This is a genomic window from Roseibium sp. MMSF_3544, assembly GCF_030732845.1.
Taxonomy (GTDB): Bacteria; Pseudomonadota; Alphaproteobacteria; order Rhizobiales; family Stappiaceae; genus Roseibium.
Genome location: NZ_JASHKA010000012.1, coordinates 50,002 through 70,013, shown reverse-complemented (window position 1 = coordinate 70,013; position 20,012 = coordinate 50,002). Strand labels below are relative to the sequence as shown.

The 20,012-nt window shown below is 59.5% G+C and carries 17 protein-coding genes; 5 read left to right on the top strand and 12 right to left on the bottom strand.

From position 1 onward, the window contains the following. Positions 1-25 precede the first annotated feature (25 nt). Positions 26-1,237, top strand: coding sequence for an MFS transporter (locus RBB47_RS18040; RefSeq protein WP_305987263.1), 1,212 nt, complete (start codon positions 26-28; stop codon positions 1,235-1,237). A gap of 26 nt (positions 1,238-1,263) precedes the next feature. On the opposite strand, the gene RBB47_RS18035 is transcribed toward RBB47_RS18040, so the two are convergent. The 5 genes from RBB47_RS18035 to RBB47_RS18015 form a co-directional block, all read right to left on the bottom strand. Continuing rightward, positions 1,264-1,638 carry a glyoxalase/bleomycin resistance/extradiol dioxygenase family protein gene (locus RBB47_RS18035; RefSeq protein ID WP_305987262.1) on the bottom strand — a complete coding sequence of 125 codons (375 nt, stop codon included), beginning with the start codon at positions 1,636-1,638 and terminating at the stop codon, positions 1,264-1,266. A 691-nt stretch (positions 1,639-2,329) separates the two neighbouring features. Continuing rightward, positions 2,330-5,353: an excinuclease ABC subunit UvrB gene (gene uvrB, locus RBB47_RS18030; protein ID WP_305987261.1), complete on the bottom strand. Its 3,024-nt coding sequence runs from the start codon at positions 5,351-5,353 to the stop codon at positions 2,330-2,332. A 120-nt stretch (positions 5,354-5,473) separates the two neighbouring features. After that, the gene (locus RBB47_RS18025; RefSeq protein WP_305987260.1) at positions 5,474-7,393 is read right to left on the bottom strand and encodes a TIGR02594 family protein; all 1,920 of its coding nucleotides are present in this window, start codon (positions 7,391-7,393) and stop codon (positions 5,474-5,476) included. A 15-nt stretch (positions 7,394-7,408) separates the two neighbouring features. Then, a complete protein-coding gene (locus tag RBB47_RS18020; RefSeq protein ID WP_305987259.1) occupies positions 7,409-8,836 on the bottom strand; it encodes a hypothetical protein in 1,428 nt (475 codons plus the stop codon). A 400-nt stretch (positions 8,837-9,236) separates the two neighbouring features. Beyond that, on the bottom strand, positions 9,237-10,766 hold the full coding sequence (locus tag RBB47_RS18015; protein ID WP_305987258.1) for a GGDEF domain-containing protein: 1,530 nt from the start codon (positions 10,764-10,766) through the stop codon (positions 9,237-9,239). 259 nt (positions 10,767-11,025) lie between these two features. Between RBB47_RS18015 and RBB47_RS18010 the strand changes: the two genes are divergently transcribed. Beyond that, positions 11,026-11,880 (top strand): hypothetical protein, encoded by an 855-nt coding sequence (locus RBB47_RS18010; protein WP_305987257.1) that lies wholly within the window; start codon positions 11,026-11,028, stop codon positions 11,878-11,880. A gap of 14 nt (positions 11,881-11,894) precedes the next feature. Here RBB47_RS18010 and betC read toward each other — a convergent pair whose 3' ends face one another. Further along, entirely contained in the window at positions 11,895-13,412 is a 1,518-nt protein-coding gene (betC, locus tag RBB47_RS18005; RefSeq protein WP_305987256.1) for a choline-sulfatase, read from the bottom strand. A gap of 167 nt (positions 13,413-13,579) precedes the next feature. On the opposite strand from betC, the gene RBB47_RS18000 reads away from it, so the two are divergent. Together RBB47_RS18000 and RBB47_RS17995 are read left to right on the top strand one after the other, a co-directional pair. After that, the gene (locus RBB47_RS18000) at positions 13,580-14,056 is read left to right on the top strand and encodes a MerR family transcriptional regulator (protein WP_305987255.1); all 477 of its coding nucleotides are present in this window, start codon (positions 13,580-13,582) and stop codon (positions 14,054-14,056) included. Further along, the gene (locus RBB47_RS17995) at positions 14,010-14,393 is read left to right on the top strand and encodes a carboxymuconolactone decarboxylase family protein (protein WP_305987254.1); all 384 of its coding nucleotides are present in this window, start codon (positions 14,010-14,012) and stop codon (positions 14,391-14,393) included. Before RBB47_RS18000 ends, RBB47_RS17995 begins: the two co-directional genes overlap by 47 nt. Before the next feature lie 52 nt (positions 14,394-14,445). On the opposite strand, the gene RBB47_RS17990 is transcribed toward RBB47_RS17995, so the two are convergent. Then, entirely contained in the window at positions 14,446-14,739 is a 294-nt protein-coding gene (locus RBB47_RS17990) for a SelT/SelW/SelH family protein (protein WP_305987253.1), read from the bottom strand. A 143-nt stretch (positions 14,740-14,882) separates the two neighbouring features. Here RBB47_RS17990 and RBB47_RS17985 point away from each other — a divergent pair, with 143 nt between their 5' ends. Next, positions 14,883-15,677: a choline kinase family protein gene (locus RBB47_RS17985; RefSeq protein ID WP_305987252.1), complete on the top strand. Its 795-nt coding sequence runs from the start codon at positions 14,883-14,885 to the stop codon at positions 15,675-15,677. On the opposite strand, the gene RBB47_RS17980 is transcribed toward RBB47_RS17985, so the two are convergent. The 5 genes from RBB47_RS17980 to RBB47_RS17960 all read right to left on the bottom strand — a co-directional run bounded on the left by RBB47_RS17980 (position 15,664) and on the right by RBB47_RS17960 (position 20,012). Next, the gene (locus RBB47_RS17980) at positions 15,664-16,626 is read right to left on the bottom strand and encodes a heparan-alpha-glucosaminide N-acetyltransferase (protein ID WP_305987251.1); all 963 of its coding nucleotides are present in this window, start codon (positions 16,624-16,626) and stop codon (positions 15,664-15,666) included. The two genes, RBB47_RS17985 and RBB47_RS17980, sit on opposite strands and share 14 nt — an antisense overlap. Positions 16,627-16,691: 65 nt before the next feature. Further along, positions 16,692-17,024 (bottom strand): hypothetical protein, encoded by a 333-nt coding sequence (locus RBB47_RS17975; RefSeq protein ID WP_305987250.1) that lies wholly within the window; start codon positions 17,022-17,024, stop codon positions 16,692-16,694. A 26-nt stretch (positions 17,025-17,050) separates the two neighbouring features. Beyond that, positions 17,051-18,253, bottom strand: coding sequence for a DegT/DnrJ/EryC1/StrS aminotransferase family protein (locus tag RBB47_RS17970; protein ID WP_305987249.1), 1,203 nt, complete (start codon positions 18,251-18,253; stop codon positions 17,051-17,053). A gap of 133 nt (positions 18,254-18,386) precedes the next feature. Further along, positions 18,387-18,860 carry a DUF3775 domain-containing protein gene (locus RBB47_RS17965; protein WP_305987248.1) on the bottom strand — a complete coding sequence of 158 codons (474 nt, stop codon included), beginning with the start codon at positions 18,858-18,860 and terminating at the stop codon, positions 18,387-18,389. A 381-nt stretch (positions 18,861-19,241) separates the two neighbouring features. Beyond that, positions 19,242-20,012, bottom strand: a complete 771-nt coding sequence (locus RBB47_RS17960) for an enoyl-CoA hydratase-related protein (protein WP_305987247.1) — start codon at positions 20,010-20,012, stop codon at positions 19,242-19,244.

Genomic DNA, 20,012 nt, shown 5'->3' with positions numbered 1-20,012 from the left:
CCGGGCAAATCGTCGGAGTTTGCCGTTGTCCACCATTCACCGCCTGACGGGTGCCGCCTACGGGATGCACCTTGCTGATCAGATTGCGCTTGTATCCGTTCCGCTCGTTGCTGTCCTGGCCTTTGGGGCATCCCCTGAAGTGATAGGCGTTCTTGTTGCCTGCCAGTCTGCTGCGCACCTGGTTGGCTCGATCCCTTTCGGCATACTTGCCGACCGGAAACAGCTGCGCGCCCTCGCCATCTTGTCGGCTGCGATGTCCGCTGCGGGTTTCGCTGGTGCTGTCGCAAGCATTTTCTTCGGAACGGTTGTCGGGTTTGGCGGTGCGATCACGTTCGCCGGATTTGGTGTCGTTCTGTTTGGCCTGACTGCGCTTTCCATATTGCCGAGGGCGGTCGCTCCTCAACATTTGGCCCGGGCAAATGCCAGCATCGAAATTCCCCGTGCCATCAGTTCTTTCGCTGTCCCGCTGGCGATAGGCCTCGCCATCGACAAAACGCCCGCCTCGTTGGTATTCGCCGTGGCGTGCGCCGCGTCAGGTATCGCCGTGTTGGCTTCTATGTCTTTGCCGAAATTCGATGTCGTGCAAAAGCCGGCCAAAAGGGTTCTTCCTCAGATCCTGGAGGGCGCCCGATATGTTGTCCGGCACCGACTGTTGCTGCCCATCTCGCTTTGCGCGGTCTTTTGGAACCTCGCCTTCGCGGCATTACTGGTCATCATGGTGCCCGCGATAAAGGAGATATACCGCCTTGATCCGGGCACGTTTGGCATCTGTCTCGCCGCATTCGGTTTGGCTGCCATTTTGGGGAGCTGGCTGGCGGGCCGGTTTTCCAATCGGATCTCCCCTTCAGTCATCCTGCTTTTCGGACCGGGGAGTTCGGTGCTTGCGGCTTGTGGACTGCTTGCGATCCAGCCCGGCACGCGGGAATTCTGGCTGTACGCCGCCTTCTTTCTGCTTGGCTTCGGGCCGTCGATGTGGCTCGTCGTCCAGAACTCGGTTCGTCAACTCGTCACCCCGCCCGCGATGCTCGGACGGGTGAACGCGGTTATACAAACGGCCATCTATGGAATAAGGCCCTTGGGCGCGCTTCTTGGAGGTGTTGTCGCAGGGTCCGCCGGTCCGCAGGCCGGTCTCGGTTTCGTGGCAATTGCCTATCTCGCGTCATTCGCTGTTTCGGTTTTCAGCGGTCTTCGGTCGGTCACTAGCTTCGGGTCCCTGGGTGCGCCCTCGAGCGACTGAGCCGACCGTTCAAGAATAAGCTGTTGCTAGTCTTCCTGCGTCGAGATCCACCAGACGATGCCGTTCGGGTCGGCAATACCGCCGCGATAGTCGCCATCTCCGGAGCGGCTCATTTCCTGGATGATCTGACCACCTGCCTCAACGGCCTTCGCAAACACGGCGTCGGCATCGGCGACATAGACATGCACATGTGCTGCGACAGTCTCCGGCATTTCGCCCAGCATGATGACGGTATCATCGAGACGCGCCTCGGCATGCTTGATCCCGGTACCGCTTTCCCGAGCGTGAATGCGCAGCCGGGTGGCCGCGAACGCATGTTCCAGAAACCGAAGCGTCGCCTCGGCATCGCGAACGATCAGGTAGGGGCTTGCGGACGTGTAGCCATCGGGTTTCCAGGACATTGGGAGAGGGTAGCACGCTGTGTCGATGGGCAAAATGGGTCTTCGTTGCGCGTGATTCGCGTTCGGCACAAGACCCGAAAGAATTTGCTTTCGCGAACGGTGATCGCCGGGGCAGGCTGTTACGGATGAGCTGGTTTTATCAATGGGTGCTCTGGAAGTGAGTGGATCCCCGATCAAGTCGGGGATGACGAGAGAGTTTGGGACCAATTACAATCCCAATTCATTGCCGCCCCGGCCTTGGGCCGGGGCCTGTCGGCAGCGAGGCAAAAAGGTCCCGGATCAGGTCCGGGACGGCACATCGTTTGGTGCGAGGATTTGAGAACCGCACAGATCGTCATCCCCGCACAAGCGGGGACCCAGGAAACTTCATTGTTTCCATCGGATACCAAAAACGCAACGTCCCGGAGGTCCTGGGTCCCAGCTCTCCGCTACGCTTCGGTCGGGGCGACACTTCTGGGGTAAGCGCGCTTACTCGAAAACACTGAGACCATTTGATTTGGCAAGGTGGAGTAGATCCCCTACCAAGTCGGGGATGACCGGAATGGTTTGACGGATGGTGCCGCGATCCAAGGAACCACCCCGAGGTTCATTCTTTCAAGAGATTGAAGAAGGAAACGAGACAACCTTGTTACACTTGGAGTCATCCCCGACTTGATCGGGGATCCACTCGTTTCCAGAGCCGTTGGAAGGTTTACTGCCCCGGCCGCCCGCTCTTCTTCGGTCGGCCGCGCCGTTTCTTCTCGTCGACCGGGTCCTCGTAAGACCCGGTCCCGATCTTGCCGCGGCGGACTGGCTTGACCGGATCGTCGTTGCCAAGGGGCACTTCTGTTCGGCCGACCGTCATCTCGTCCAGCGTGTTCTTGCGCACCTTGGCGCTGGGCGCGGGGAGGGCGTTCTTTTGTTTGGCGGCGCGGGCGCGGTCCCGGGCGGTTTCCTTTTTCTTGCCGCTGGCGCCTTCCTTGGTGCCGCCAGCGCCAAACTTGCGGTCGCCCTTGAAGCCGCCGGTGCGGTCGTCGACGTCGGATTGGCGCGCCATGGCGTCGTCGGCGACGGCCAGTTCGGTTTCCTGGAGGCGCTTGATCTCGTCGCGCAGGCGCGCGGCGGTCTCGAAGTCGAGATCGGCGGCGGCGTCGCGCATCTGTTTTTCCAGGTCCTCGATATGGGCCGCCAGATTGTGACCGACGAGAGAGCCTTCTTCCGCAAAACCGGCATCCACCGTGACATGGTCCTGCTCGTAAACGCTGTCGAGAATGTCGGCGATGTTGCGCTTGACGCTTTCCGGGGTGATGCCGTGCTCGGCGTTATAGGCGAGCTGCTTCTCGCGGCGCCGGGTGGTCTCGGCAATTGCCCGCTCCATGGAACCGGTCATGTGGTCGGCGTACAGGATCACCTTGCCGTCCACGTTTCGTGCGGCGCGGCCGATGGTCTGGATCAGTGAGGTTTCGGACCTCAGGAAACCTTCCTTGTCAGCGTCGAGAATGGCGACCAGCGCGCATTCCGGAATGTCGAGACCCTCGCGCAGGAGGTTGATGCCGACCAGCACGTCGAAAGCACCGAGGCGCAGGTCGCGGATGATTTCGATCCGCTCCAGCGTGTCGATGTCGGAGTGCATGTAGCGCACGCGTACGCCATTCTCGTGGAGATATTCGGTAAGATCCTCGGCCATGCGCTTGGTCAGCGTGGTGACCAGCGTGCGGTAACCTTTCTGGGCGACCTCGCGCACCTCGCCGAGGAGATCGTCAACCTGAGAGGAGGCCGGGCGGATGTCGATCACCGGATCGACAAGGCCCGTCGGGCGGATCACCTGCTCGGCGAAGACGCCGCCGGACTGTTCCATCTCCCAGGAGCCGGGGGTGGCCGAGACCGCGATCGACTGCGGCCGCATGGCGTTCCATTCCTCGAAACGCAGGGGGCGGTTGTCCATGCAGGAGGGCAGGCGGAAGCCGTATTCGGCCAGCGTTGCCTTGCGGCGGAAGTCGCCCCGGTACATGGCGCCGATCTGCGGAATGGTGACGTGGCTTTCGTCGGTGAAGACGATGGCGTTGTCCGGCAGGTATTCGAACAGGGTGGGGGGCGGCTCGCCCGGCTTGCGGCCGGTCAGATAGCGTGAGTAGTTCTCGATGCCCGCGCAGGAGCCGGTCGCTTCCAGCATCTCCAGGTCGAACATGGTGCGCTGTTCGAGGCGCTGCGCCTCCAGCAGACGGCCGTGGGTGTTCAGTTCCTCCAGCCGGTGCTTCAGTTCTTCCTTGATCGACTTGATCGCCTGATTGAGCGTCGGCTTGGGCGTGACATAGTGCGAGTTGGCGTAGATCTTGACGCTTTTCAGCTCGCCCGACTTCTTGCCGGTGAGCGGGTCGAATTCGGTGATCGACTCGATCTCGTCGCCGAACAGGGAGATGCGCCAGGCGCGGTCCTCGTAGTGGGCCGGAAACAACTCGATCGTGTCGCCGCGCACGCGGAACGCACCGCGCTGGAAGGCAGCATCGTTGCGCTTGTATTGCAGGGCGACCAGATCGGCGATCAGTTGACGCTGGTCGATGCGCTCGCCGACCTCGATGGCAAAGGTCATCGCCGTATAAGTCTCGACCGAGCCGATACCGTAGATGCAGGAAACGGAGGCGACGATGATAACGTCGTCGCGCTCCAGAAGGGCACGGGTGGCGGAGTGGCGCATCCGGTCGATCTGCTCGTTGATCGAGCTTTCCTTCTCGATATAGGTGTCCGTGCGCGGGACGTAGGCTTCCGGCTGGTAGTAATCGTAGTAGGAGACGAAATACTCGACCGCGTTCTCCGGGAAAAAGGATTTGAACTCGCCGTAGAGCTGGGCCGCCAGGGTCTTGTTGGGCGCCAGGATCAGGGCCGGGCGCTGGGTGCGCGAAATCACCTGCGCCATGGTGTAGGTCTTGCCGGACCCGGTGACGCCGAGGAGAACCTGGGTCTGCTCGCCGGTTTCCATGCCGTCGACCAATTCGGCAATGGCCGTCGGCTGATCGCCCTGGGGTTTGTACTCTGAGGTCAGCTTGATCTCGACGCCGCCCTCGGACTTGGCCGGGCGCTCCGGCCGGTGCGGCACCCACAATTCACCGTTCTTGTGCAGCGGATTGCCGGATTCGATCAGCGCGGACAGTGCTTCGACGGTCGCGGTGGCACCCTGGTTGCCGCCAAGGTCACCGTAGCGGCCATCCGCCGCCGATTTCTTCTTGTTGTCCTTCTTGTGCTGCTTGAGCTTTTCCTCGAGCTGTTCGGCCTCCTCAAGCGACATGTCGAGCCCGGCGACCGGGTTGAGGCCGCCCGCCGCCCGTTCACGGGCGCTGTCCGCTTTTCCAATCGATGTGCCGCGCGCTGACTTCGTCGGCTTTTCGATCTTGCCCTTGGCCTTCGCACCTTTGGGCGAGAGCTTGGCCTTGCGGCCTTCCTGAACGTCCCTGGCGACGGCGCCGTCGCCACCCGCACGCTCGCGTTCGCGCGAAGACGTCCGCGCCGTGCGGCTGATGGTTCCAGGCGCGCCGGGAGCGAGATCCTTCGGTTCCGCCGGATCCTTGATCCTGGATTTCGCTTTTGCAGCGGGCTTTTCGGCTTCTTCCGCGATTTCGGCAGCCCAGTCGCTGATGGAACCGGACAGCGGTGTGCCGGACAACGGTTTCTGCGGCGCTTCACCGAAGCCTTCGGGAGATGCCGTGTCTTCGGAGCGGGGTTTGGAGGAACGCTTTTGCATTGCTGCAATATGGTCCCGTTCCGCGCGCGAGGAAAGGGGGCGGGGGAAGCTTCAGGCGAGATTTCAGGACTTCCTGTCACTCTCCTGACAGAAGGGTGTCAGGAGGGAGCGACGCGCTCCCTAACCCTGCAGCAGTTTTGCAAGTGCGGCCTCGACCTCGGCAGGGTCGACATGGGCGTGGTTGAGATTGTCACCTGAATAGAAAGATGTGCCGCGCGCCACCTGCCTGTGCGCGCCCTTGATGTTCGACAGGACCGGGAATGACGCCCATTCCTTGGCCAGATTGTTGCCGAAGCTGGTGGTTGACATGGCGCCTGTCAGGAAACTTTTCAGGCCGCGTCCGAGCATCAGCTTCATCGCCATCCTGTCCTGCATGTTCGCATCGAAGGGCTGGTCTTTGTCGAGCTTCATGCTCGCGATCAGCCCGTCCATCGTCTTGCGGATGATCTGGTAGCGCCCGACAGCGGAAGACCGGCTTCCGCCCCGCACGAAATCGTCCTGCCAGACGCGAACATTGGCGATGGCCATGTTGACGAAATCCGGATCCTGGCTGTCGGCTTCGCCGAAATGCGCGTTGTAGTTTCCGCCGCTTTCCTCCCGCGCGATCAGATCCAGGATATCCTTGAATTTGGGGTCCGTTTCCGATCCGAGATCCACGGAATCGAATTTCGGATCGATCCAGTGGATCGACACGATATCGCTGGAACTGAAATCGATATGGGTGACCATATTCGACTGATTGCCGCCAAGGATCTTGACCTTTGCCTTGGAGGTGCCGGGCACGTATTCGCGGAAAAAACCGACATGGGAAACCTCGTCCGTGTCGGAATTCGGCGACATGACCACGACCGCGCCGATCGGTGGCTGTACCTTGAGATTGATCGGCCGGCCCCATTTGAGCCAGCTGGCTGACGCTGCAGATGTCGGCTTGATCTTCTGATAGCTCTCGCGGGCTTTGCCACCCGCCTGATCCAGGCACCAGGCGGCAAAGGCCCCGCACCAGGGCGTCGTATGTGTGCCGTTCGTGCCGGTCGCGCCAAAATACTCCGTGATCCTCGCCTGACCATCGGCGTCACTCTCACTCGTGCCGAGTTCGCCCTCTGCAATGGGCATCCAGCTTGCCGATCCTGTGTTGTCGGTGACCGTGTCCGGCGAGTGTTCCTTTATCAGCTTCAGGGCTTCCTTGAAGCTGTTGTCGAGCTTGGTTTCGACCTTGTTCTTGAAACCGTGCAGGCTCTCGGCGGGGGAGGCTGCGCCCTGCCCGGTGCGCATGAATTCCTTGCGGTCGTCCAGCAGCGCTGCGATCGATGCTGAATCCATCCCCTGTTCCGCCAGGAAGTCGTCCAGGGGTTTGCCGTGGTTGCCCGCCTTCAATTCCTTTTGCATCGCAAATGTGTTGTCTACGCCGAACAAACGGCAGCGCAGCAACTCGCCGAACCTTGGGACGTAGGGATTGTCATCGGTGCCAACAGTTGCATCTTCTTGCCAAAGCTTGCTGAGCGCCTTGGCCTCCGCGTGCATCTGATAGGCTGCGCAGGCAATCTGGGCATAAGGGTTTTTGTGGTCTTCGCGCTGGTAATCCTTGCCGAAGTCCGTCGCTCTGAACGCTTCCCACTCCGCTTCGGTCAGACCGAATATGCCCTTGCGCTCGCTTGCCTGGCCCTCTTCAGCTTCGGGATCCAGTTTCGACTGGATGAAGGCCAGCGCGATCAGGAAGTCCATGTTGGTGTAGAAGGGATCGGCGACATCGCTGTTGTTGAAGCGCCAGTGTTCGCTGACGCAGGAGCGGACGAACTCACCCAGATCGAAGGCGAATTTGGGGGTGTAGTTTTCCAGGAGTTCCAGATCGTCTGTTTTCAGCCAGGACGGCTGGACAAAAGATCCCAGCGAGTAGAGCTCGACATGCGTTCTTTCCTGATCGGAGTCAGACTCGACAATCTCGCGGAAAATGAGGTCGGGTTGAAACTCTTCGACCGGCTGAGCGTCATCCTTGTTCAGAAACCGGAATGTTGACGTGGTCGACTTGAAATAGGTGCCCATGTCATTTCCTCGGATTTATTGTATGCACGATCCATTCAGTTTGGCGTTAAATAGAGCCGTGTCCAGATTTCTGGTGACGTGAACCTGTCCGTCTCTCAACGTTTCCGTCAGACCACACCCTGCAAGCTTGTTCCGCAAAGCCAGAATGCTGTTTCGGAATGCCGAATTCTGATTGGCAACAAAAACCGATTGTCCCGCGCTGTCCTTTGGTGCGGACAGGTCGATGCCGTCGATGTTGAGTTCGTTCACCTTGCCGACGAAAGCGTCGACCGCTGCGGGTGTGGCGTAGCGGGAGGCTTCGTAAACGTTGACGAACTGCTCCGTGTCGCAGCCGTTCCCGGTGTTGGGATTGGCCCTGAAGCGGTCATACTCGGCTTTCTGCGCGCCGTCACTCAGGTTGAAGAACGGCCCCTCTCCGGAGATGGTGGGGTCGGGCGCATCCGCCTGGGTCCGCCGATAGATCGCAACGGCGGTCCAGGTCTTGTCTCCGAAACCGCCGATCTCAGCAATGCAAAGGCGCCTCTGATCCTCGTGCAGGTCGGCGAGCTGTTTGCCGGAGCCAGTCCCGTACATGGCCACGACGTTCCTGTTTTCGTCGTCGTTCGGAATGCGGGCGCCGCCCTGGCCTGAACCGCCCTGCCGGGTCGGGCGGTCGCCGGCACCGATCGGCAATCCGCTCATCGGCGACCAGTTGATCGAATTGTCTTCGGTCGGCGCGATCCCGTTGGAGCCGAGCGTCGAGAAATTGTTGATGTTGGCCTCGATCGCAAAGGGCAGGCAGAGCCGCAAATAGGATCTGAGCACATATTCGGCGTGCGGGCGGTCGGTGACAGATATTCTCTCCTGCCGGAAATCGGATCTGAACTTCCTGCGAAGGTTCAACACGATCGTGTTGACGGTCGAAGACTCGACTTCGAGCAGCAGACGGCTTTGGTAGTTTTCAATGCTTTTCGACAAGAGATCGAATGCGAGACCCGTGATCGTCAGAGCGGCTGCGGACGCGTCCGCCACACCCATGATGCCGGTCGTGGCCGCCCTGACCGATCCGATCTGGCTCTGGATCGGCCCCCTGGACCGTTTCTGGTTATCGAGCCATTGCAGATAGGCATCGCAGCGCCGGTCGATGTCGTTCATTCCCTGCGACACGACAAGCAACCAGCGTTTGTCGCCCATGGGCTCCAAATGGCAACCCCGTCCGGCATAAGCGCCGGAAGGGCCGCCGAGCCCGGCTTGCTGGCAAAGATAGTTGAAATAGGTGTTGAGGAGGTTTGAACTCTGGGCAATGTCGGCTTCCGAGGTCACCAGATTCGATCCGATGCCTTCGGTCAGGTAGTTGGTGCCCGACGGTCCGCAACTCGCCACGAACAGTGCACTGAAAATGCCTGCCAACGGACGCAAAAAGCTACGGCGTCCGCGCGAACGCGAACTCCTGCGGGTCAGCATCAGACCCCTCCCTGAATACTCTTAAAATCACCCCGGGCGCCCGTTACCGGGGGCACCTTGCGGTCAACTATCCCGGCTGCGTCTTCGCAATGTCAATTGTTTGTTAACCAATTGCAGGCCGCGGTTGTGACCGCGGCTGGACGCGGAGCCGCAGCGGTGCCACGCCCGTTCCTGTTCGAGCGTGTAAGTCTCTGTCCGTCAAGCGGTAATCGACGCAACGCCAAGGAAGGTTCGTGTATGCCGGGCCGGCTCTTGCTACGAGATTAAGTGTGGACATTCAGGGCGTCGCGAACCGTCCTGTCATAAATGCCGGTTCCAGCCTCGCGAACACGCGGATGCAGGCGAATCGCGACGGCGGAGCCGCATTGTGCCTAATTCAGCGCGCTTAGAGCTGGATGGTTCAGGCTGTCCGTTGACCCTGCCTGCGTCTGTCCACCACTTCCGGCGTCTGGTTCTTGTAAAGATCCTCGATGCAAACACCCATGTTGCGCCCGTTCTCCTTGGCGAAATAAAGCGCCTGGTCGGCAAGGGCGAGAAGGTGGGACGCGGTGTCGGCATGTTTGGGGGCTGTTGCCCAGCCGATGCTGACGCCGATCTGTGCCAGGCCGCCGGAAACAGGGATGGGTTGAGCGGCCGCCTCGATCACCGTGTCGCACAGCCAACGCATGCGGTTGTCGTCGACAGGCCCTCTCAGCAGCGCCATGAATTCGTCCCCGCCCGTGCGCGCTACCAAAGCATGTTCTGACAGGGTGGTGCGCAGGCGGCGCGCCACCTGGCGGATAACCATGTCGCCCGCTTCGTGACCATAAGTGTCGTTGACCGCCTTGAAGCGATCGAGATCGATGGCCACGACGGCGCAAGGTGTTTCGTGGCAGTTCGCCATGGCCCGATCGAAGGCGTTGTGGAAGTGGGGCCGGTTTGCGAGCCCGGTCATCAGATCGTGGGACGCCATGCGGCGGTTGAGCGACTCGCTGTCTTCAAGAGCACGCGACTTTTGTGCCAGCTTGCGGGCGAAAAAGACGCCGACGGCGATGAACATGAGCACAAGAACGGCGGCAATCGGACCGATGGCATTGCGGATCTTGCTGCCCGGCGCCTCACTGGTCCACTCGAAATAGCCGATCGGCTTGTGGCCATGCACGGCGACAGGCACGCTGGCTTCGTGGTGGTCGCTGCCGGCAACATACGTGAAGTCCTGAAGCAGCAAGGTATCGCCAATTTCCGCCAGGAACGCTTCCTCGATCAGCGCAACGGAGACGATCACACCCGGAGGGCCGTCGGGAAGGGCAAGGTCATCGGATTCGGGCACGATCGCCATGGCGCTGACGAGACCCGGTTTGCCGGCGACATCGCGCACGTCCGTGGCATAGATCGGCGCCAGTTCGCCCTTTTCGACATACTTCACTTTGTAGCCGTCGGCGGCCGGGCGCCGGACGGCCTGGTAGCCAATGCGCGCCTTGGCAACAAGATCGCGTGTCGCCTCCAGGATTTCCTGACCTGCGAGCGGCGGCACGATTTCGTCTTCGGCGGCCACCAGGATCAGGTCGTTCTTGCTGTCGACGATCAGTGTCCAGTCGTGATGAAAGTCGAGCCACATCTGTCGGGCGATTTCATGCGCGAACTCGTCGTCGATGCGATCATCGATTTGTACTTCGGTGGCGGTCTTGTCGTTGACGGCGACAAAGGTCTGGTGCCGCGCCTCCAGTTCGAGGCTGTGTTCCAGGGCTTCCGTCACCAGCGCACGCTCGTGGCGCAGGGCTAGTTCGTCGGCGCTGTGCGTGGTGCTGATGAAGAGATACGCCATGGCGAAGACGCCGCCGGCTAGAAGCAATGAAATCGACCCATAGGCAAGGTGGCGCAGTCTGACCTTCTGCGCGGAATTTGCACTGCCATGTGCCGATGCTGTCTTTGTCTTTCTGTCCCGTGTCACGCTCCGGTTCCCCGTTTCACAGAATTTTTCCCTGACCCGTCATCGCACGCGGACAGTGAAAGCGAGGTTTTCGCGGGGTGAAAACGCCAGGCTTTTGCGAAACGGAGTTAATGCGTGGTTAGGTGGAGATGCTGGTTTTTCGTTGCAAATGAAGGGTTTCGTTAACGAAGTCGCTTCGAAAACAGCACGACAGGTTTTGCAACATGTGGGCGCGACGCCTAAAGTCATCGGGAGGCACTCGACATTGGAGAATACGCTGATGAAGCTCAACCGACGACAAGTTGTTCGCCTTGCCGCGGCCGGTGGAGCGGGGTTGTTGGTGCCCTGCAAATTCGCGGCAGCACAGCAGGGCGCCAGCTCCGCAGCAGAATTCTCAAAGCACTTTTCGGACACGGGCGCCGAAGTCCTTGATCCTCTTCCGCTCATTACCGGCAGCAGCTTTAACGGCGGCCTCAGATTTGACGACACGAGAAAGTCTTATCCAGGCGGCATGTCCGTGAGCGTGCAGCCATCAAGCCGGATCGAGGATGTGGGGAAGTCAAACGAGACGGGTGTTCTCGCGCTCTTTCATATTGGGGTGCTCAATCTGTCGACCGGCGCGGGGCCGCGCGATGCGATCAAACTCCTGCTCGGCTATGTTGTTGATGAAGTGGGACTGGATCCCGAAAAACTCGTGTTCGTCTCGACCGAGGTGTTCGAACCCTATTTCAGCAGCAATCCGCTTCTGCAGAAGGGGCGTTTTGTGAAGCGGGATCAGGCGGAAGCCATGTCGGCGGGCGATGGCTCAGGCTTTTTTGCACCGGCCGGTCATCCCGAGACGAAGGGCTTTGCGACCGTCAGCCTTCACTATCCGATCGGGTCAGGGACGTCGGCTGAGCTGCAATATCCGCTCCCGGACTATCTGGAAATCGGCGAGATCTGCCTTGTCGAGCCGGGTGACGGTGCTGCAGGTCCTGTCGGAGGTGGCTTTGGTCTGGAACGGCTCGCCATCGCGACTGGAGCGCCGGCGCCCGACTATGCAGACAGCCGGGCGAGCCTTGTTGATGCGGTGAAGAAAGAAGCGTCGGAGACCGGCAAAGATCTTCCGGCTGGCCTGGAGGTGTTCGCGGACTAAGAGCGGGCGCGATCTTACTCGCCTCGGGGATAGCGCTGGCTGTCTTCGACGTCATTCAGGTCCATGTGGTTGCGCATGTAGCGCTCGGAGGCCTTTTGCAGGGGTTGGTAGTCCCAGGGAAAATAAGCACCGTTGCGCAAGGCTTCATAGACAATCCAGCGTCTGGCCTGCGATTGGCGAACTTCGGCATCGAACGCGCTCATGTCCCATCGCGCCTTCACCGCGTCGGCAAAACGGGAGACGGCATCAGCGTGGGCCGGGTCTTCTGCCAGATTGGTCAATTCATAGGGATCGTCGGTCAGGTTGAAAAGCTGGGGTGGGTCCAGTTCGCAATGGACGTATTTCCAGTCGTCTTCGCGGATGCCGACCAATGGTGCGTAGGAGGCTTCAGCAGCGTATTCCATAAGCACCGGCGCGGTCCTCTCCTTGCCATTGGCAAGCGGTACGAGGCTCTCGCCATCGGTCCAGGGCATGATTTCACTCATGTCGATGCCGGCAATATCACAAAGGGACGGCAGAACATCGAGCGTGCTGACGGGTGCAGTGATGCGTTGTGGCGTCAGGTCGTTGTCGGCAATCATCAAAGGCACACGTGAGGACCCTTCGAAGAAGGTCATTTTGAACCAGAGGCCGCGCTCGCCGAGCATGTCGCCGTGATCGGAGACGAACAGGATGGTGGTCTCTTCGGCGAGATGCATGGCCTCAAGGGCACTGAGAATTTCGCCGATCTTGTCGTCGAGATAGGAAATATTGGCGAAATAGGCACGCCGAGAGCGGCGGATGTCGTCCTCTTTGATGTCGAAGCTGCGCCAGTCGTTGGCATCGAAGATACGTTTGGAATGCGGATCGTGGTCCTCGTAGGCCTTCGCCGGTACCTCAGGCAGAAGGCGATCGCAATCCTCGTAAAGATCCCAGTATTTCCGGCGGGCGACATAAGGATCGTGCGGGTGGGTAAAGCTGACGGTCAGGCAAAATGGTCGGTCGTATTTGCCGCGCCCATAGTCGTAGATCTTCCGGATTGCCTGGAAGGCGACGTCGTCGTCATATTCCATCTGGTTGGAGATTTCGGCAATGCCGGCACCCGTGACCGAGCCCATATTGTGATACCACCAGTCAATCCGTTCACCCGGCTTGCGGTAGTCCGGGGTCCAGCCGAAATCAGCCGGGTAGATATCGGTGGTCAGACGTTCCTCGAAGCCGTGCATCTGGTCCGGACCGACGAAATGCATCTTGCCGGAGAGACAGGTCGTGTAGCCCGCGCGGCGCAGATGATGGGCATAGGTCGGGATATCGGACGCGAATTCGGCAGCGTTGTCGTAGACACCGGTGCGGCGGGGAAGCTGTCCGGACATGAAACTCGCCCGGCCCGGGGCACAGAGCGGGGAGGCGGTGTAGGTGTTTTGAAACCTAACCGACCGATCGGCGAGTTTCTTGAGGTGAGGCGCATGCAGAAAATCTGCCGGACCATCCGGAAACAGTGTTCCGTTCAGCTGGTCGACCATCAAGATCAGAATGTTCTTGCGAGACGTCATGGTGATTCCCCGTGGCCGGATTTGGCGCTGGCGAAAGCGTAGCTTTTTCTTGATTGGTCAATCAATCAAAAACGCGGATGTTTGTTGCCGAATTCCGACATCGGGGTCTTGACCTGGAGTGCACTCCAGCCTGTAAGTGGGTCAGATCGTTCTGTTCGGAGGCAGTTATGCGGATTGGTGATCTTGCTGAAAAGTCGGGACTTTCCACCGACACCCTGCGCTATTACGAAAAAATCGGCCTGTTGCCGAAGCCGTTGCGCGATGCGGGTGGGCGGCGTGTCTATGACGAGACGATCCTCAGATGGATCGACTTTCTCGCAAGGCTCAAATCCACCGGGATGGGGATCAGCAAGCGGCAGCAATATGCTGAGCTGCGCGCCAAGGGGGCCGCGTCCTTTACGGCGCGAAGAACCATGCTTGAAGAGCACCGACAGAAAGTGTCGGACGACATTGGTGCGCTCACCGAAATGCTGACTGTGCTGGACGAAAAAATCGATCTCTACAAAAGGATGGAAGCCGGCGAGCCCGTCGATCCCGCCTTTGAAAACTGTGCCCGGACCGAACACGGCGCGCCGTCAGGTATGAAAGGCCGGACTGATGACAACAGCACTGGACCAGGGTCGCGCGCTGACCCAGAGACTTAATCCCCAACTGGAAACCGTCCTCAACGACAGATATGACGACCTTGTTCCGGGCTTTGCCGAAAGCCTGATCGAGTGGGCGTATGGCCGCCACTATGCGCGTCCGGGGCTGGATCTGAAGACGCGGCAACTTTGCACGATCGCCGCGCTAACGGTGCTCGGAGGTCAGACCGGACCGCAGCTCAAGGTCAATATCGAACACACGCTGGCCGCCGGGGCCGAGCGGAGAGAAATCGTGGAGGCGATCTGGCAGATGGCTGTCTATGGCGGCCTGCCGGCGGCGATCAACGGGCTCAATGCGGCAAAAGCAGTCTTCGAGGCGCAAGACATGCCGCGTTAACACCGGGCGATCAATCTCGTTTGCGAGAAGTCGCCGACCGGTGTTGCCCGAGTCAGGGTTTTTCCCGGTCGGCGTGCCCGAGGTCTTTTTCCGGCCAAAGCAAATCGCGCAGCCGCTGTTTCAGGACCTTGGCTTCGGGAAAGCCGCCATCTGCCGTCCGGTCCCAGACCGTGTGGCCGTCGCAGGTGATGGTGAAGGTGCCGCCGGTTCCGGGCACAAGCGTCACGGCACCGGTCTCTTCTGAAAATGTGCTCAGGATTTCCTGTGCCATCCAGGCGGACCGCAACAGCCAATTGCATTGGCGGCAATAGGTAATGATGATATGGGGCGAGGGGACGTCGGTCATGGCGTCTGACCTTCTTAAAAGAAAACCGAACTTCACCGCTTGTGCCACACACTGCCGCCGAAACACCAGATGTTCAAACAGCATTGCGCGCACATCCGTCGCTTGCTGCAATCTGCGGTCCGGTATACTCGGCGGAGCCGCAGGTGGGCCTGAGCAACCGCGTTTACAGGATCGAGGCTGACAAGGGCGCCTTCTTTCTGCGTCTTCCGCGCGTTCAGACGGCTGGCATGGTCGACAGAGAAGCCGAGGCGGCAAACATCCGGATCGCGGCCGATCTTGCTATTGCCCTGGCTCCGCTCTACTGCGATCCGGACAGCGGCATACTGCTGACCCGTTCGATCAATGCTGTCACTCCACCGCCTTCGGATTTGCCCGCCCGGCTCGGAGCGGCGATTGGGAAGCTCCACGCGTCCGGCAAGGTGTTTCGTGGCTTGCTGGATGCGGATGCGGTTTTCAGAGCCCAGATGGAGCTTCTCGTTTCAAGCACAGTCTGTGCATCGGAGATCAAAGCACTCGATCAGGCGCTGCGAGGCCTGAACGCACCGGAAGTCGACCGATCAAACGTCACGCTTGTGCCAAGCCATGGTGACCTTTCGCCCGGAAACTGTCTTGCGACACCGGAGCGACTTTGGCTCATCGACTGGGAATATTCGGCAATGTCCAGTCCTGCTTGGGATCTTGCCTATGCGATCCTGGAGCATGGATTCGAGGACTTTGAGGAAACGCAGTTTCTCAAGGCATACCGAAAGAGCGGTGCAAACGAGCTGTGTCCTTCGCCTGAGCAGCTGGAAATCATGAAATCAAAGTGTGATGCAGTGTCCGCGCTCTGGGCATATGAGCAATTGCGCCAGGGTAGCGACAAAACCGATTTTCGCGTCTTTGCGCGCGCAAGACAGGATCGCGCCTTGGCCAGACTTGAGAAGATCAATCAGGTGTAGGTGGCTCTAATCCGGGATCGACGAGGCATTGTTGATAGCGGCTGTTCATCTGCGCGCGCAGACCCGGATCCTCGGGATCGTTCAACAGCAAGGACCATGTGTCATCGGCCTGGAGTTTCATCAGCGTGCAGCTGCAGACCGCCTCGCAGATCTGCTCCGTTCCCTGACTTTCCTGGCACGCGCGCGCGCAGTTGCCGACAAATGCATTTGCCGCCCGATCGACCTGCGGTCCCGCAGCCGCCGCGGCCCAGACGAGACCGTACAAAACCGGTTGGTGCAACAGATAAACGGGAAGAGAATGCCGTCCGAGCCAGCGGGTCAAACGTCCGGCTGAGCCTGAAAAACTGACCCCGGACATCGCTTGCCAGATCCGGAACCGTCGGAATGTTTTCGAGAGCGCGAGACCGGCAAGTGTCACGCCTGCCCAGGGTGCGATCGGTACATAGTCGACGCTGCCGAAAGTCGGGGTCCCGAGCCCGGTCCAAAGCCAAAGCTGGCCGTCCAAAACAGGGCTGCTGGCCCAGGTCGGCAGCGTGAACAGTAAGAGGGCTCCGGCAAGCGCAGCCCAAAGCGGCAGGCGAATGAACGGGAGTGCGATCACACTGGCGGCGGCGATGCAATGGAGAATGCCGAAACGCACAAAGTTGTTGGCGAACGTGAAATAGGTCACCAAGGACACAGCTGCGGCAGCGGCTACAATAACAGCCAAACGTCGCCAAAACGCGCGCCAACGGATCCCCTCGTGATGGGCAAGATCGAGACTGACGCCGGCCAGGAACAAAAAGCTGCCTGCGATCATCGCGGCAAACGAGCGCCAGCCAAAACCCTGTGCAACCGGCCAGTCTACAAGGCTGAACCAAGAGAGGTCCCACGAGAAGTGGTAGATCGCCATTGCGATGACGGCGAGACCGCGTGCCAAATCGAGCGCGGCCAAACGGGTTGCCGACATTAGCAGGCTTTCTGATTCAGGTCGTGCGACATCCTACGATCCCTAAAGGATCGGCAGAGAAATCTCTAGCTGCTGAATGCAACGACCAGGGTCGTAATCAATGCGGTCGCGGCGATCATTGCGCCGACGAATGGCCACGGGGATGGACGATGAACGGTAAATACATCGCGGCTCGCCGGGTCTTGCAGCATTGCCCTCAACTCCCTAAGTCCCACCATGAACTGAGGCGAGAGTGCGGCATATTGGAGCTGTCGAAAAGACTGTAAATACCCTGCGGTTCTGTTTTCCCAAGAAAAACACATGGATGTGGAGTAACCGGCAAAATACAGGGTTGCGACTTGACGATCCGGACTTTTTGCAATCTCGGGACCATCGGTAATTTTGAGGATGGCACCCACGCCGGTCCTTGAAGATCGACGCCGCCTCAAGCGGCGCCGGACAAGGTGGTCTCCCGAACTGTATGCTTGATAATGCCTGCGATTTGCGCGCAGTCTTCAAGTGTGAAACTCAACGGGATCCGCATGTCGAAAAGGCCTGCCAGAATAGCGTCGGTTTGCGGAAGCACTTGCGGATCAACGTATTTCCAGCTGTGGTGGTTGGATGTGAAAGCGACCGGATTGCTGTCGCCAAACCACTTCAGCTCAACGCCGAGCTTCTTGTTCGCTTCGACAAATGCACGCGCGTCGTCCGGTTTGATTGCGGGCAGAAGGAACTGGATCGAACTTCCGACGTAGCGCTCCGCGTTCGGACGATGAGGAAGCCGGATTGCGTTGACCTCCGACAGACTGCGCGCAATCAGATCGTAGCGTTCGTTCCATCGGCGAACGCTGTCTTCCAGCACTGATAGCTGCGGAAGCAATATGGCCGCGCGCAGATTGTCCATGCGCCCGGACATGTTGGGCGTTTCCAGCCGGATGGTCTCAAAGGTTGATCGAGGTGGCGCAGCGCCGTGGCGCTCGTAGAGCATATAGGAGCCGGACAGGATGATGGCGCGCGCCATGAATTCCGGATCGTCTGAGGTCAGTAGTCCACCTTCTCCGGAATTCAGATGCTTGTAAGTCTGGGTGGAAAAGCATCCGGCCAGGCCGAACCCACCGCTTGGCCGGCCGTTCCATTGTGCCCCCATCGTGTGGGCACAGTCCTCGATCAAGCGAACGCCTTTGGCCTCGAGCAGGGCTTGAAGCGCATCCATGTCGCAAAGATGTCCGCGCATGCTGGAAAGAAGGAGCATTTTTGCGCCGGTCGTGGAGATCTTCGCCTCAAGGTCGTTGAGATCCAGAACAAGGTCTTCCGTCACTTCGACGTAAACAGGACGGGCGCCAACACCAGCGATCGCACCTGGAACAGGCGCAAGCGTAAAGCTGTTGGTCAGAATCGGATCTCCGGGCGCAACGCCGGCAGCGCGAAGCGCGGTCGACATTGCATAGCCGCCCGAGGCACAGGCGAGGCAATATTCAGCACCCTGATAGTCAGCAAACGCGCGCTCCAGTTCAGACGTCGCGCCCAGTTCATCACCGACCGTGTTGTAGCGATGCAGACGTCCGCTGCGCAAAACATCGACCGCTGCCGCGATCGCGTTTTCAGGTATCGCCTCTTGCTGGGTGAAGACTCCACGAAACGGTTCCAAGCAATCCCTCCAACATTCAACAGCACGTGTTCCGCACTCATCGTAGACGGATTTACCCGCCTTTCAATTGAGAGCAAAGTCCCACGTTCAACTCGAAGGGTGTTCAGTCCGAGACCAAGAGTTCAAAAGGCTGTCAGAGATCCAGAGCGTCGAGACCGGCTTCCAGATAGTCCGCGAGCAGCGGAATGCCGAGAAGATACTTGGCGGTTGAACCAACCGCCCGCTCACGTGCCTCTTCGACGACCTGATCGAAGTCTTCGGCTTCGAAGTCGCCGCGCCCGATCCAGGTGACGGCCACAAGCTCTGCGGCTTCGTCGACATTGAGATCTTCGATCAGTTCACGCAGTTCGGTGTTGGAAAGATCGTCGCTCTCTTCTTCGGCAAGCCCGTCGTGATTGTGACCTTCCTCAAGAGTGTCTGCGTCAAACTCCACATCACCGTCGTGACCGTCCTCGAAGGTGTCTTTCATGGCCGACGCAGCAGCGCGCGCCTTTTGCACAAGCATGCGGATTGTGTCTGCTGAGAGTGTGAGGTTTATGTCCATGGCTGCCTCCGACAAACCTGTTATTTCTTTATCGATCCACTTTTCGTCGTTGGCAATGGTCATGACGCGAATTCCTCCAATCAAGCCCCTGAAACTTTCCCCATGGTTATCCACGTTATTCAGTTGCGTTTAACTGTTTTTCCGTTAATGAAGCCGCCCCGGCACCTGATGCCTTGAAACGCGCTTGCAGACGGTTTTCCCAGTTGCTTTACTTGCCTGAGCAAAGAGATCCTGTCCTTGACCCGGATCAACGCGCATGGGGCGAATGCGCATTTGGAGCCAGGCGGTGGCTCTGTAAACTGGGTGAACTGGGTGGGGTACAAGCTTCCGGGGCGGACCGGGCACTCAGGGCTCGGCATCCATGTTCTCAGCATGGATGCCGAGCCTAAATTTTTGGGACTTGGTGTACGGCCTGATTTGGCTACTCGTTTATGAGGGCGTCACCTAGTCCTCATTGAACCTCGGGCTTCTTTTTTCGAGGAATGCCGACATGCCTTCCCGCTGCGCTGGCAGTCCGTAGAGAGCGTGGTAGGTTTGTCGCTCGTACCGCATGCCGGCGTCGAGAGTGCTGTTGTCCGACATGTTCACGCAGGCCCTGGCCATTTGAACAATGTCACTCGGTTTTTCGGCGATGGTGGCGGCGACCTCGTGCGCGGTTTCTTCCAGCAGCTCCGAGGCGACGACCCTGCTGACCAGTCCGATGCGCAATGCCTCTTCGGCGTCGATCATCCGGCCGGTCAGGATCATGTCCATCGCCCGTGTGCGGCCAATCAGGCGCGTCAGTCTTTGAGTGCCGCCGATGCCCGGGATGCAACCGATCTTGATTTCCGGCTGACCGAACCTGGCGTTTTCGGAAGCCAGGATCACGTCACACATCATGGCGAGTTCACAGCCGCCGCCAAGCGCGTAGCCGTCGACGACTGCTACCTTTGGAATGCGGAGCGCTGCGAAGCTGTCCCATCCGGCAAAGAAATCACTCGCCTGCATGCTCGCGTGGTCCTGGCCTGCAAGCTCCGTGATGTCGGCGCCGGCTGCAAAGGCGCGCTCGTTGCCCTTCAGCAACAGACACCCGATTTTGGTGTCGCGGTCGAAGGCGGCGGATGCTTTCAGCACTTCCTCCATGACGCGGGTATTGAGCGCGTTCAGCTGCTTGGGGCGGTTGAGGCGGATCGTTGCGACCCGCCCGTCGCTGCTGGTTTCAATGGTTTCAAACAT